This is a genomic window from Serratia sp. Z4, from assembly GCF_009900725.1.
Classification (GTDB): domain Bacteria; phylum Pseudomonadota; class Gammaproteobacteria; order Enterobacterales; family Enterobacteriaceae; genus Serratia; species Serratia nematodiphila.
On sequence record NZ_JAAABD010000002.1, the window covers coordinates 609,987 to 623,905 of the forward strand.

Annotated in this window: 13 protein-coding genes; 7 read left to right on the forward strand and 6 right to left on the reverse strand. The window is 56.4% G+C overall.

Going from position 1 to position 13,919, the window contains the following annotated elements; all coding sequences use genetic code 11:
* Nucleotides 1-27 precede the first annotated feature (27 nt).
* From cheA to flhD, 5 genes are all read right to left on the reverse strand, one after another.
* Nucleotides 28-2,031 carry a chemotaxis protein CheA gene (gene cheA / locus GT753_RS10790; RefSeq protein ID WP_021504093.1) on the reverse strand — a complete coding sequence of 668 codons (2,004 nt, stop codon included), beginning with the start codon at nucleotides 2,029-2,031 and terminating at the stop codon, nucleotides 28-30.
* The gene (motB, locus tag GT753_RS10795; RefSeq protein ID WP_004934882.1) at nucleotides 2,028-3,092 is read right to left on the reverse strand and encodes a flagellar motor protein MotB; all 1,065 of its coding nucleotides are present in this window, start codon (nucleotides 3,090-3,092) and stop codon (nucleotides 2,028-2,030) included. Before motB ends, cheA begins: the two co-directional genes overlap by 4 nt.
* Nucleotides 3,089-3,979 carry a flagellar motor stator protein MotA gene (gene motA, locus GT753_RS10800; protein ID WP_015378266.1) on the reverse strand — a complete coding sequence of 297 codons (891 nt, stop codon included), beginning with the start codon at nucleotides 3,977-3,979 and terminating at the stop codon, nucleotides 3,089-3,091. Before motA ends, motB begins: the two co-directional genes overlap by 4 nt.
* Before the next feature lie 145 nt (nucleotides 3,980-4,124).
* On the reverse strand, nucleotides 4,125-4,709 hold the full coding sequence (flhC, locus tag GT753_RS10805; RefSeq protein ID WP_016927281.1) for a flagellar transcriptional regulator FlhC: 585 nt from the start codon (nucleotides 4,707-4,709) through the stop codon (nucleotides 4,125-4,127).
* The gene (gene flhD / locus GT753_RS10810; RefSeq protein ID WP_004934891.1) at nucleotides 4,709-5,059 is read right to left on the reverse strand and encodes a flagellar transcriptional regulator FlhD; all 351 of its coding nucleotides are present in this window, start codon (nucleotides 5,057-5,059) and stop codon (nucleotides 4,709-4,711) included. Before flhD ends, flhC begins: the two co-directional genes overlap by 1 nt.
* Nucleotides 5,060-6,403: 1,344 nt before the next feature.
* Between flhD and ydgT the strand changes: the two genes are divergently transcribed.
* The 3 genes from ydgT to GT753_RS10825 all read left to right on the forward strand — a co-directional run bounded on the left by ydgT (nucleotide 6,404) and on the right by GT753_RS10825 (nucleotide 8,352).
* The gene (gene ydgT / locus GT753_RS10815; protein WP_004934895.1) at nucleotides 6,404-6,619 is read left to right on the forward strand and encodes a transcription modulator YdgT; all 216 of its coding nucleotides are present in this window, start codon (nucleotides 6,404-6,406) and stop codon (nucleotides 6,617-6,619) included.
* Between the two features lie 197 nt (nucleotides 6,620-6,816).
* Nucleotides 6,817-7,236, forward strand: coding sequence for a universal stress protein UspC (uspC, locus tag GT753_RS10820; protein WP_015378267.1), 420 nt, complete (start codon nucleotides 6,817-6,819; stop codon nucleotides 7,234-7,236).
* Nucleotides 7,237-7,320: 84 nt separating this feature from the next.
* Nucleotides 7,321-8,352 carry an NADP-dependent oxidoreductase gene (locus GT753_RS10825; RefSeq protein WP_075684509.1) on the forward strand — a complete coding sequence of 344 codons (1,032 nt, stop codon included), beginning with the start codon at nucleotides 7,321-7,323 and terminating at the stop codon, nucleotides 8,350-8,352.
* A 34-nt stretch (nucleotides 8,353-8,386) separates the two neighbouring features.
* Here GT753_RS10825 and pcp read toward each other — a convergent pair whose 3' ends face one another.
* Entirely contained in the window at nucleotides 8,387-9,034 is a 648-nt protein-coding gene (gene pcp, locus GT753_RS10830) for a pyroglutamyl-peptidase I (protein ID WP_015378269.1), read from the reverse strand.
* A 97-nt stretch (nucleotides 9,035-9,131) separates the two neighbouring features.
* Between pcp and GT753_RS10835 the strand changes: the two genes are divergently transcribed.
* The 4 genes from GT753_RS10835 (at nucleotide 9,132) to GT753_RS10850 (ending at nucleotide 13,919) form a co-directional block, all read left to right on the forward strand.
* Complete coding sequence (locus tag GT753_RS10835) at nucleotides 9,132-10,064, forward strand: LysR family transcriptional regulator (protein WP_015378270.1); 933 nt, start codon at nucleotides 9,132-9,134, stop codon at nucleotides 10,062-10,064.
* Between the two features lie 513 nt (nucleotides 10,065-10,577).
* Complete coding sequence (locus GT753_RS10840; RefSeq protein WP_015378271.1) at nucleotides 10,578-12,917, forward strand: type VI secretion system Vgr family protein; 2,340 nt, start codon at nucleotides 10,578-10,580, stop codon at nucleotides 12,915-12,917.
* A 10-nt stretch (nucleotides 12,918-12,927) separates the two neighbouring features.
* Nucleotides 12,928-13,317, forward strand: coding sequence for a DUF3592 domain-containing protein (locus tag GT753_RS10845; protein ID WP_004934914.1), 390 nt, complete (start codon nucleotides 12,928-12,930; stop codon nucleotides 13,315-13,317).
* Nucleotides 13,318-13,418: 101 nt separating this feature from the next.
* Nucleotides 13,419-13,919: a hypothetical protein gene (locus GT753_RS10850; protein ID WP_015378272.1), complete on the forward strand. Its 501-nt coding sequence runs from the start codon at nucleotides 13,419-13,421 to the stop codon at nucleotides 13,917-13,919.

Consider the following 13,919-nt stretch of genomic DNA (forward strand, 5'->3'; position numbering starts at 1 on the left):
TCACCTTTTAAATCAATAAACTCATTATTATGCGGCGGCGTCCGTCAGACGCTTTTCACGGTTCAAGGTTTGCAACGCCGAGACATCGACGATCAAGGCCACGCTGCCGTCGCCCAGAATGGTCGCGGCGGAGATGCCCGGCACTTTGCGGTAGTTGCTTTCCAGATTCTTCACCACCACCTGATGCTGGCCAATCAGCTGATCTACCAGCAACGCATAGCGGCGGCCGGCGCTTTGCAGGATAACGACGATGCCCTGCGTGGCGTCGGTTTTGGCGCCTTCCACTTCGAATACCCGATACAGCTCCACCAGCGGCAGGTATTCGCCGCGCACCTGCAGCACACGCTCTCCGCCGGCCAACGGATGCAAATCCTCCGCCTGCGGCTGCAGCGACTCCATCACCGCGTTCAACGGCAGAATAAAGACTTCGTCGTTCACTTTGACCGACATGCCGTCGAGGATCGCCAGCGTCAACGGCAGCAGAATGCGGATGGTGGTGCCTTTACCGGCCTGCGAACGGATCTCGACGTGGCCGCCCATCTCCTGAATATTTCTTTTCACCACGTCCATGCCGACGCCGCGGCCGGAAACGTCGGTCACCTGCTCGGCGGTGGAGAAACCCGGCGCGAAGATCAGCATGCCGACCTCTTCGTCGCTCATGCTGTCGCTGACCGCCAGCCCTTGCGAAGCCGCCTTGGCGAGAATTTTTTCGCGGTTCAGCCCGGCGCCGTCGTCGATGACTTCAATACAAATGTTGCCGCCCTGGTGTTCGGCCGACAGCACCAGATTGCCCACCGCCGACTTGCCGGCGGCGATACGGGTAGCCGGCTCTTCGATACCGTGATCGAGGCTGTTGCGCACCAGGTGCGTCAACGGATCGATAATGCGTTCGATCAGGCTCTTGTCCAGTTCGGTCGAGCTGCCCTGCAGCGTCAGCTCCACCTGTTTATTCAGCTTGCCGGCCAGATCGCGCACCAGCCGCGGGTAGCGGCTGAAGACGTACTCCATCGGCATCATGCGGATCGACATCACCGATTCCTGCAGATCGCGCGCGTTACGCTCCAGCTGGCTCATGCTGTTCAGCAGATCGCCGTGGTTCACCGGATCGAGCGTGCCGGAGCGTTGCGCCAGCATCGATTGGGTGATCACCAGCTCGCCCACCAGGTTAATCAGCTGATCCACCTTTTCCACCGCCACGCGGATGCTGGTGGATTCGCTCGCCTTGGCGCGCGCTTTTGGCGCTTCGGCCGGTTTCGCGGCAGGTGGCGCGGCGTTCGCGACCGGCGCAGGCTCCGGTAAGGCGGCCACTTCCGGTAAGCTCGCTTCTGCGATGGCCGGTTCGCTCTGGGTCGGCGTCGAGAAGCTGATTTGTTCCGGTTCCAGCACGAAGCACAACACGGCGCTGATGTCGTCTTCACTGGCGGAGGTGAGCAACGTCACGTCCAGACTGTGTTCCGTCTGATGCGGATCTTTAACCTCGCCGAGGTTGCCCAGCTCTTCCAACATCAAGGGGATTTCACTGGCTTTCAGCCCGTTCAGGCTGATGCGCATGCCGCCCTCGATCGCCGCCGGCGCGGCCGATGGCTTAACGACAGGCTGCTGAACGGCCGGTTGAGCCGCAGGCGCCTCTTGCTGCTGTTGCGCTTCCAACGCCAGCTGGCGCAGCGCCTGACAAATGTATTCAAAGCTTTCAGCGTCAGGCTGTTGCGAGGTTTTATAGGCGTCCAGTTGCTCCTGCATAATGTCTTTGGTTTCCAGAAACAGGTTGATAATCTCGGTGCTCAGGCTCATTTCCTGGCGTCTTGCACCGTCCAGCAGGTTCTCCAGCAGGTGGGTGGTTTCCTGCAGCACCGAAAAACCAAAGGTCGCCGCGCCGCCCTTGATCGAATGCGCCGCGCGGAAGATGGCGTTCAACGGCTCGATATCGGGGGCCAGCGGATCCAGCTCCAGCAGGTGTTGCTCCATGTCGGCCAGCAACTCGTCTGCCTCATCAAAGAAGGTCTGATAAAAATCGCTAATGTCCATGCTCACGGGGTCACCTCTGGCTGTGAGTCGCGGTTAGTCGGTGCGGGTGCGGACGCCGGTGGTTCCGGCGCCTGATCGGCCGGTGCTATCGCCGGGGATGCCTGCGGTGGAGCGCCTGGCGTTGTCGCCACCGGTTCCGGGGCCGTCGCCGAGGGTTCCGGCGTTTGGCTGGCCGGTGCGGTCGCCGACGGCGCCAGCTGCTTCAGGCTGTCCGGCTGGGCGATATCCATCGCGTTGCTTTCGGCATTTTCGTGCTCGATGCCCTCTTGCGTTTGCTTGTTCAGCACCAGCACGGTGATGCGACGGTTAATCGCGTCATCGGCGCCATGCTGTTTCAGGCTCATGGTGGCCGCCATGCCCACCACCCGCAGCACCTTGCCTTCCGCCAGGCCGCCGGCGATCAGCTCGCGCCGGGAGGCGTTGGCGCGATCGGCCGACAGTTCCCAGTTGCTGTAGCCGCGCTCGCCGGTGGCGTAAGGGATGTCATCGGTGTGGCCGGACAGGCTGATTTTGTTCGGCAGGTCGTTAAGGATCGGCGCTATCGCCCGCAGAATATCGCGCATGTAGCTCTCGACCTGCGCGCTGCCGGTTTTGAACATCGGCCGGTTTTGGCTATCGATAATCTGGATGCGCAGCCCTTCGTCCATCATGTTGATCAGCAGATGCGGACGCAGCGCCTTCAGGCGCGGATCGGACTCAATCAACTCATCCAGCTTTTCGCGCAGCTTGTTCAGGCGCAGCTCTTCGGCGCGCGAGTCCGGCGAATCGACCTGTTTTTTCACCAGGCCATGCTGCTGCGTGGGATCGTCGCCGCCGCCAGGAATGGGGCTGCTCTCGGAACTGCTCTTGTCGCCGCTGGTCAGGGCAACCTTGAGCGGCGTACGGAAATATTCGGCGATTTGCGTCAGCTCCTGCGGGCTGGCGATCGCCAGCAGCCACATCACCAGGAAGAACGCCATCATCGCCGTCATAAAGTCGGCATAAGCGATCTTCCAGGAGCCGCCGTGATGGGCGGCATGATGCGACTTGCGCTTTCTGACCAGAACGACCGGATGATTCTGTTTCATGCTTCTTCTTCTTCCGTCGCCTGCTGCGCCGGCGCTTTCACGCGGCGCACGTGTTCTTCCAGCTCAACGAAAGAAGGACGTTCGGTGGTATACAGCGTTTTGCGGCCAAACTCGACTGCGATCTGCGGCGCGTAACCGTTCAGACTCGACAACAGCGTGACCTTGATGCACTGCATCATCTTGACGTTTTCGGCGCTCTTCTGGCGCAGCAACGTCGCCAGCGGCGAGATGAAGCCGTAGGCCAACAAAATGCCGAGGAAAGTACCGACCATGGCGTTAGCGATCAGCGCGCCCAGCTCAGCGGCCGGACGGTCAGCCGAAGCCAGGGCGTGCACCACCCCCATCACCGCCGCGACGATGCCGAACGCCGGCAAGGAGTCGCCCACCATCGCCAGACTGCCGGCGGGCACTTCGCTTTCCTGCTCGTAGGTTTCGATCTCTTCGTCCATCAGCGCTTCGATCTCGAACGCATTCATATTGCCGCTCACCATCAGCCGTAAATAGTCGGTAATGAACTCCACCAGAGTGTTATCGGCAAGGATGCGCGGATAATTAGAGAAAATTTCACTTTCTTGCGGATTATCGATATCGAACTCGAGCGACAGCATGCCCTGCTGGCGCGATTTGGCCAGCAGACGGAACAGCAACGCCATCAAATCCATATACAGATCTTTGTTGTATTTGGAACGGCGCATCAGCCGCGGCAGCGCGCGCAGCGTGGCTTTGATCGCTTTGCCGTTGTTGCCGACGATAAAGGCGCCGACGCCCGCCCCGCCGATAATCAGAAATTCCGCCGGCTGATACAACGCCCCGAGATGACCGCCCACGATCAGGTAGCCGCCAAACACCGCACCCAATACCACGAGATAACCCAAAATAACTAGCACACGCATTCCTTAAATTAACAATGTGGATGGAAGGTGGGGCAAACGCGCCCTGGCGCGACAGACCAGGCTGCATGTCTGGGGGCGGCATGCCGCCCCTGCGTATCACACGTCGGTATTCATTGCCGAGAGCCGGCAACGTGGCGGCTCAAATGGCGCGTTTGACCTGCTCGTCCAGCAGTTGAGGAATAATATCGGCCAGTTGCGGCGAAAGTTTACGTCTTTTTACGGCGCGGGATGGGGGTTGGCATAAACTGCAGATGAAACCATTCAGCGGCTGGTGCGCGTGGGTGATAAATGCGCCGCCGCAGCAGCTGCAGGCGGAAAGCTGCAACATGCCGCTATCGACGAAGCGCACCAGCGTCCAGGCACGGGTCAGCGCCAGCAACGGCGCCTCGCCGGCCTGCTGCGGACACTGCTCGAGATAGAGGCGATAGGCTTTGATCACCGCCTCCACGCCGCTGCACTGCCCGCTTTTCATCAAAAACAGGTAAGCGTTGTAAAACATCGACGAGTGAATATTTTGTTCCCAGGTCATAAACCAGTCGGTTGAGAACGGTAACATTCCTTTTGGCGGCGGGCTGCCGCGTAACTCCTTGTAAAGTTTAATCAAGCGCCCGCGGCTAAGCTGGGTTTCACTCTCCAGCATCTGCAATCGGGCTCCCAGCGAAATCAGCTCCATGGCGAGCTGAATGTCCTTGGCTTCTTGAACGATACTTTTCTCAACCATCATCAGGCTCTTTTCTTCGTCGGGCTAGCGTCTTTACTCGATAGCTCTTGCAGTAAATGGCTTGATAGCAAAATGCCGGTATGGATTTGTTGCAGATCGTCGACGCGCGACTCTTTGGTCAGGCGTTCGATGGTCTGGCTTTCGTTAAAGCGGAAGTGGCAAACCAGCTGGTTGGTCTCGGCCAGTTTAACCATTTGCGGCAAAGTCAGCTGCGCCAGCGCATCGGCCATGGTTTCATCAATACCCAGGCGAAACATTGCGGACGCTTTTTCATCGTTGATCAAACGCTGTGCTAAAAGTAAATATGACAGATTGATGTCATAAATATGCTTAAGTAATTCAGACGTACCCATATTCCCCATCCCGACAGACTATGTTTAAAAACATACGCTGGGTGATAAATTTTATCGCCCGTGACTTGGGTTGTTTCCCAAAGTTGGCAAATTAATCTCTCAAAAACGACTGCTATAATTTTCGACAATCGCTAAATTCGACCACTGTTCAGTATTTGCTACGAGCGTAAACCAACGTGTATGGATGTACAGCATTCTGCTTCGATAGTGTTTAGTCACCATGAAACTATTTTTACAAATTTAATAAGATTATTCCTAAAGCAGCGCAACTCTACCCCCGAACCATTAGCACACACAATGTAAGTGAGAGGCAATTTTAAATACAATGTGACATAGATCACAAAAATAAAAAATAATTAAGCCAAATACCCCCAAATACGCTCACTTATTGACCGTCATTTTGCTCATAAAATAGCCACAGGTAAAAAAACGTCTTAAAAACAATGTTTATCCGCCAAAAAATTATCTTTTTTAGATCAATTCGAACAAAAGCATCACCAAACCAAAATAACAGAACAAAAATCTGCATATAGGCAACAAACTCAGTATAAATAACCATTTGAGTTACTAAAAAATATCCAAGCTGAAAAATAACCAATGTAAACTATGAGGTTATTAGCTATCGGATTTGACTTAAGCCTTCAGCCTGAGGCTGTTCTAATTTTCAACATCAGGTGATTATGGCTTATCAATGATTCGCAGGCGTAGTGAACAAGCCAACAGACGTAACGATATGTTTCCGTATTAGCACGATGCAAGAGTGCTTTTTTTGAGTTAAATTCCCCCAAAACGTTATATCGGCAGCAATTCATAAAACCTTAATGCTTTTTATTTCTTTTTCTGACGCCGAGATAATTCCCCCTCCCTCCAGAGATTATTTACATGGCTTTGGCTTTCATTGCTTCATTGTCATAAAATAAAACGCAGTTTTGTTTTACTGTTCATATTTCTTCATCGAACAAAACGGCTTTTCAACGCAAGCAGCGGCGACAAACATCGCCCAATGCCGCGGCGGCGCCACGGCCGGGTGAAAAAATCACCCAAAAGAGGCCCGGCACGGCACCTTGTGCTTGCCCACAGCACGAACGACGACGCGTCGACCGTCAACCGCCCTGAGACTTTCCCTATTTCTCCATTAATCAGCAGGCTGAGATTGCTGACGGCGCACTGGCATATTATGATTTACCAAAGCGCCGCTACGGGCGGCGCGACATCATTACCCAGTGCAATTTATCTAATTGAAATGATTTTTGTCAGGTCGTACATCGCTGCCTCGACGGCGTCGCCGTGAGTCGCTATGTGTTATTCACCCGGCTTTAACTATTAACAGGCTATATTTTAATCATGACCGATACGCTCGAATATCTGCTGACATTTCGTAAATGCTCCTCTTTGGACAGCCTGGAGAAGGTGTACGACAAACTGAACTACTCCATTGAAAACGATACGGAAATGAGCAATATGTACCGTGCCGCCGACCACCGTCGCGCCGAGCTGGTTGCCGGTAAATTGTTCGATCTGGGCAAGGTGCCGAAAACGCTGTGGGCACAGGTGCTTTAATTCAGTGAAATTACGTGCGGCAACGGTTTTATCTTTTATTGCTATATAACCGGGGCACATTCAGCTTTTATTGCCGCGCGTGATATGAAACACATTTATTCCCCCCGCCAGGTTCTACCCTTTATCCGACGCAGTACTTCCACCAAGGCCGCCGCTGCAGCAGCCTGAAACACGATGGATACAACAAGGAGTCGGATATGGGGTATCAAAACGTTCTGGTTACCGTCGCCGTTGCCCCTGACAGCCACCGCCTGGTGGAAAAGGCCGTCTCCATCGTTCGCCCCTACGGCGGCAGCATCACCCTGTTAAGCACCCTCGCCAATCCGGAAATGTACAATAATTTCGCCGGGCCGATGCTGGGCGATTTGCGCTCGCTGATGGAAGAGGAAACCCGGCTGTTTATGCAGGAACTGCGCCAACGCGCCGGCTACCCTATCGCCGATACGCTGATCGTGCATGGCGAGCTGGGTGACAGCCTGGCATTCGCCAGCCGCCGTCAGCCGTTTGACCTGCTGCTCTGCGGCAATCACCGAGACAGCATGATGAACAAAGTCTCCTGTTCCGCCGCCCGCTTTATCAATATCAGTCATATCGACGTGTTGATTGTTCCGCTCTGAGCTAAGCACATTCGGTCACGTCGCCTCAGCGCTCCTGCACTAGGCTTAACGGACCTTGTTTGCCGCACCACAAAGGAGCTTTCGATGTCCCCTTCTCAACAGAACCGCCGCTTCCTGCTGGCCTCGCGTCCGAACGGCGAACCGACAGCCGCGAACTTCCGTCTCGATACCGTCCCCGCACCGCAACCCGGCGCCGGCCAACTGCTGCTGCGCACCGTATATCTGTCGTTGGATCCTTATATGCGCGGACGCATGAGCGATGCCCCCTCCTATGCGCCGCCGGTGGAGCTCGGTCAGGTGATGGTGGGCGGTACGGTATCGCGCGTGGCGGCCTCACAGCATCCCGATTTCAACGTCGGCGATTGGGTATTGGGGTATGACGGCTGGCAGGAATATGCGCTGTCCGACGGCAGCGGCCTGCGCAACCTCGGCCCGCATTTGCCGCACCCTTCCCGCCTGCTGGGCGTGCTCGGCATGCCGGGATTTACCGCATACATGGGGCTGCTCGATATCGGCCAACCGCAGGCAGGTGAAACGCTGGTGGTGGCCGCCGCCAGCGGTGCGGTTGGTTCGGTGGTCGGCCAAATCGGCAAACTGAAAGGCTGCCGTGTCGTCGGCGTCGCCGGCGGTGCGGAAAAATGCCGCTATGTGGTGGAAGAGTTGGGTTTCGACGCCTGTATCGATCACCGCGCCCCAGACTTTGCCGAACGGTTGGCCGCCGCCTGCCCACAGGGTATCGACATCTATTACGAGAATGTCGGCGGGGCGGTGTTCGACGCCGTACTGCCGCTGTTGAACACCAAAGCGCGTATTCCGGTATGCGGCATCATCGCCCATTACAATGCCACCGGGTTACCTGCGGGGCCGGACCGCTTGCCGCTGCTGGAGGGGCTGATCCTGCGCAAACGCATCCGTATGCAGGGCTTTATCATCTTCGACGACTACGGCTCACGCTTTGACGAGTTCTTGCAACAAATGAGCAGTTGGGTCGAACAGGGGAAAATCAAGTTCCGCGAAGACATCGTCGACGGGCTGGAGCAGGCGCCGCAGGCGTTTATCGGCCTGCTGCAAGGCAAAAACTTCGGCAAACTGGTGATCCGCGTCGCCGACGAATAACCCGTAGCAGGGCGTGGTACGCCACGCTCTGCTTTTAATGTACGGCGCCGTCGCCGAATCGCACATCTTCCTCTACCGTCAGCGTCACCTGAACGACAGTGCGCACCGCTTCCACCATCGTCGCCAGTGCCATGCTCGGCTTGCCCGGGTGCGCTGCCGCCAGTTCATGGCTGTACGGAATATGCACGAACCCGCCTCTGGCCCGCGAATGCTGCATCTCCAGATAGTGACGCAGACCATAAAAAATGTGGTTGCAGTTGTAGGTGCCCGCCGTATAAGAGACCGCCGCGGGGATCCCCTGCCGGCGCAGTTGCTGCACCGCGGCCTTGACGGGCAGCGTACTGAAATAGCCCACCGGCCCGCCGGCAACCACCGGCACGTCAATCGGCTGTTTACCGGCATTGTCGGGAATGCGGGCATCGATCAGATTGATGGCTACCCGTTCCAGGGATATTTCGGCCCGGCCGCCGGCCAGCCCCAGACAGATCACCGCCAGCGGCTGCAATGCCTCAATCGCCGCGATCAACTGCTGGTTGGCCACGCCCAATACGCACGGCAACTCGAGCACCGCGATCTCCGCGCCGGCGATACGCTCTCCGGCCAATGCCTGCGCGACCTGCCAGGAAGGGTTCACCGCGTCACCCTCGAACGGCTCAATGCCGGTGATTAACACTTTGTTCATCATTTCCCCTGATTGAAGGCTACATTCGTGTGCTACCAGCCTAGGGAACGCTGTAAGATTCTGGAAATGGATTATCTGTATATAGAGTATTCATAAAATGAATTTAGCCAACGTCGATCTCAATTTACTGGTGGTGTTTGAAGCGCTGTATCAGACGCGCAACGTCACCGCCGCAGGCCGGCGTCTTAACCGCGCGCAACCTTCCGTCAGCAATGCATTGGCGCGACTGCGCATTCTGCTCAACGATCCGCTGTTTGTCCGCAGCGGCGGCGGCATGGCGCCCACGCCGCGCGCCCACCAACTTATGCCACAGATACAGCGGGTGCTTGAGCAAATCCATTTGGCGTTGGCCCCGCCGGCCCGTTTCGATCCGGCCACCGCCGGGCAGCGGCGTTTTACGCTGGCCGCCGGCGACTATGCGGATATCTTGCTGCTGCCCGCCATCATCAGCCGTTTGCGTCAGGCGGCACCCGGCATCGATATTCGCGTTTCGCGCCTGGATCGCCACAATATTTACCGGCAACTGGATCGCGGCGAGGTGGATATCGCGCTGGGAGGGCACCTTTCCGGTGCGGAAAGCCACTATGTGCGCACGTTGTTTGAAGAACATCTGGTGTGTATCGCCAGCCGTTCACACCCACAGCTGGCGGATGGCCGCTGGGATCTGGCGCGCTACCTCAGCCTGCCGCATGGGCTGTACGCACCGGCAGACGACGGCTCTGCCAGAGGGTTGGTCGACCGGCGTCTGGCGGAAATTGGCGGTCAACGGCGCGTTGCCGTGACCTTTTCGCACATCGTCGCCCTGCCGGCGGTGGTCGCCGACAGCGATCTGATCGCCACCCTGGCCGCCAGCGTGGCCCGGCGTTTTTCCGATCCGCAACGCGTACGCATTCTCCCGCTGCCTAAGGAGTTGGCCATCGCGCCTTTCCCCATTGAGCTGATCGCCGGCCGACAGGCGCAACGCGACCCGGCCTTAATCTGGCTCTGTGACCTGATAAGCCGACTTTCCCTCGATCCCCTTCCGCGCTAACCGCATCAATTGCTGCTTTATCAACCATTCAGACTCACCGTCGGAGGCCCGCACCGCGGGCTTTTCACGCCGGCCAAATAGGAATCATCCGAATTAACATTCGGTAAATTTATATATTTGATCATCTTTAACTAACGAATGGTAAGGATAAAAAATACTCAGTGACTTTTTTCACGGAAAAAAAGAGTTGTTTTATAAACACGTTGACTTAAGTGTTACAGATTTATTATTTGGTATTACCATTTGACCAATAATTTGGGATAAAAAAAGATCTGCGCGTATCTATATGTTTTAGATAATAAAAAACCAGATCGTGAGCGAGTTAACGAATTGAGCATTGATCCACAAGGCTATTTTGCAAATGCAGAGCTCTATTGTAGACTGCACAAATCGTGCCTTTGTGTAAACTTTGTTAAATCTTTCGTCAGCCCCTGTCTCAATTCGTGACAGATACGCCATCGGGATCGCGCGTCAAATCTCGTGCGGTAGCTATGCCTAAACCGGGGATATAGTATGGATCGCCTTATCATTGCGCACACGCCTTTGCCCGCCAATCAGCTGTTGTTCAGAAGCCTTTCCGGTGAGGAAAAACTGGCCGGCCTGTTCGAATTCGACGTCGAGCTGCTCAGCCCCGACAATCGGCTCGATCTGAAAGCGCTGCTGGGACAAAAAATCACGCTGGAACTGCGGGGCAATCCGTTGGCGCCGCGTTATCTCAACGGCAATATCACGCGCATGACCCTCTCCGGACGAGAAGCCGGCGGCAACCGTTACTATATCTACCGCGCCGTGCTGCGCCCCACGCTGTGGTATCTGACGCAAAACCGCGATTTTCGCATCTACCAGGAACAGACCGTTCCCGACATCCTGACTCAGGTGCTGGGGCAGTATCAGGTGAAGATCGATAACCGCCTGAGTTACGACTACCGCATCTGGGGGTACTGCGTGCAGTACCAGGAGAGCGATTTCGATTTCATCAGCCGCCTGATGGAACACGAAGGCATCTATTATTATTTCACGCACCAGCAAGACGGCCATACGCTGGTGCTGGCTGACGCGCCGGCGGCCCATCAGGAACTCGCCGGCTACGCCAGCATTCCCTATCAGCTCGCGGAAGGCGGCCTGGTGGAAAACAAAGACAGCATCAACAGCTGGAGCGTTTCTGACGCCATCACGCCCAGCCTGTATAGCCTGGATGACTACGATTTTCGCAAGCCGCGCGCGCGGTTGCTGGAGGCCCGGCAAAATCCCGCCTCATTCGCGCAGGACAAAGCCGAGGTGTTCGACTGGCCCGGCCGTTATACCGATCACGCCCATGGCCAGTTTTACGTCAAGGTTCGCCAACAGGAGTTCGAAGCGCAGCATGAGCAGATGAGCGGCGAAGGCAATTCGCAGGGCATTGCGCCCGGCTATCGTTTTCAACTGACCCAGGCGCCGCGTATGGAAGACAACCGCACCTACCTGGTGGTCAGCGCACATTACTTCATGCAGGAGAACAGCTACACCAGCAACGATAACGATGTCGGCGAACAGCGAACCGAATTTCAGGTCGTTCCGGCGGATATCAATTGGCGCCCGGCGCGCACCACGCCCTGGCCGAAAACCCATGGCCCGCAAACTGCCGAAGTGGTGGGCCCGGAAGGCGAAAGCATCTGGACCGATAAATATGGCCGGGTGAAACTCAAATTCCGTTGGGATCGCCACGGCAGCGGCAACGAAACCAGCTCCTGCTGGGTGCGCGTCTCCAGCGCCTGGGCCGGCTGGAAATACGGCGGGATCCAGATCCCGCGCGTCGGTGAGGAAGTGGTGGTCGACTTTATCAACGGCGATCCGGATCGCCCCATCATCACCGGCCGCGTTTACAACGAAGACAGCATGCCACCGTGGGATCTGCCCGGCGACGCCACCAAAATGGGCTTTATGAGCCGCAGCAAAGGCGGCGGCGTCGACAACGCCAGCTTCCTGTTCCTGGAAGACTCGCCCGGCAACGAATCTTTCGACATGCACGCCGAACGCAACATGAACATGACGGTGGAGAACGACAAGAACGTCAATATTGACGGCAGTCGCACCACCACCATCGGTCGCCAGCAGGACGACACCGTCACCGGCGACGCCACGTTCCTGTACAAAGCGAAACGCACCACAACGGTCAATGGGCTGGAAACCGCCAACCTGAACGCTCACCAGACGGTGAACATCAAAGGCGGCCGCGACCTGACGATTATCGACGGTGGCGATAAAATCGACATCACCGGCAATCAGTCCTTCAAGCTCGACGGCGCGCAGACGCAAAACATTACGCAAACCCAGCATGTCACGGTGAAAGGCAACCAGACCCTCGACATTACCGAGGGGCAACAAACCAGCACCATCAAGCAAGGGCAGACGGTCAACATCACCTCCGGCGGGCAGCACACCACCATCACCGCCGGCGGGCAGGAATTGACGATTAAAGGCGGCGGCCAAACCGCCACCGTAACCGGGGATGTCACCGAGACCTACAAAAACGATCAGAGCACCACGATCACCGGCACGCTGACCATCAAGGCGAAAACGATCAATATCACCAGCGCGGACGGCGTATCGGTGCAGACACCGAGCTGGAAAGATAACTGCCACGGCTTGAAATGGGTGGCGACCGGGGCCAACTTCGCCTTTTACGGTTCAAATCTTGCGTTGACAGGAGCCAGCCTGAAACACACGATGCTGGATATCTCGCACAACCCGCTGTCGATCAGCAAAACCAATTTCAAGCTCAGTAATGATCCCATGACGTTCACGCAGCTTGGCGCGCTGGTGACCAACGGTGCCTTACGATTGAGCACCAAGGCGCTGGCGATCTTCTTGTAAAGGGACTCCCATGTCGAAGGCCAAAAATGTTTTCACCGTTATCGGTTTGATTTTATTGGCTCCCATTCTCAGCCTGGTGGGCTTTTTCAAATTCATCACGGTCGATATCTGGGGTTATTTCAAACATATCGGTTCTTCCCTCAGCGTGATGGAGAACGGTATTTCCGCCTCAGGGCAAATCGTCAGCATTCGCCAGACCAACCTGTGGGACGGGAATCGGCCGGTCTGCGAAGTCGAAGTCAAGTACATCGCCCAAGACGGGAAAAACCATACGGCCGTGGCGAAAGGCCCGATCAGCGTCGTGGATCTGCCGCGTTATCAGCCGGGCCATTTCATCGCGATAAAGTACGATCCGAAGAATCCCAAAAAAGCGGTGATCGAAGAGCTTTCCCGGCTTTGAGCGAAAAGCATCCCTTCAATCACGCGATCCGATTTCAACGTTCCGTAAACGGCTTACCGTTCATCAGTTCGCGAAATCACCTTGCATAAGGAAGTGTCACGATGGGCACGTTCATTGCCTTTTCGACGCAGGACAGCCTCTGGGGACAAGTCCTGTTTACCTTCTTTGGCATCCTGGTTGGCTGCGTATTGCTCGCTGCGATCGGCAAAACCTTTTTGTCGGCCAACCGAGCGGCCACGTTGCCTGTGCGGCTGCTGATCTTTGTCGCGCTGATGCTGGCGCTCCTGAAATACAACCAGCAGGTGATGTCTGCGGTAAATGCCCCCGCAGAACTGATCGGATTGCTGATTTTTCCCGGCTTTTTGATGAGTTACCTGGGTGCGGCGCCCACCGGCAGACTGGCGCTGGCGATAGAGCTGCCCTGTTTTGCGGCGCTCGCCGCGCTGCTGATCCTGGGCACCAATGACATCGGCTTCTTTGCGCCCTATCACCTGGAGAGCGCCGGCCAATTGATCGCCAAGGCGATCGCCGCGGCGTTGTCCGTGGCCGCCGTGCTGCTGGCTCGTGGAATAAGCGGAAAGGACAACGCACTGTCCTCTTGA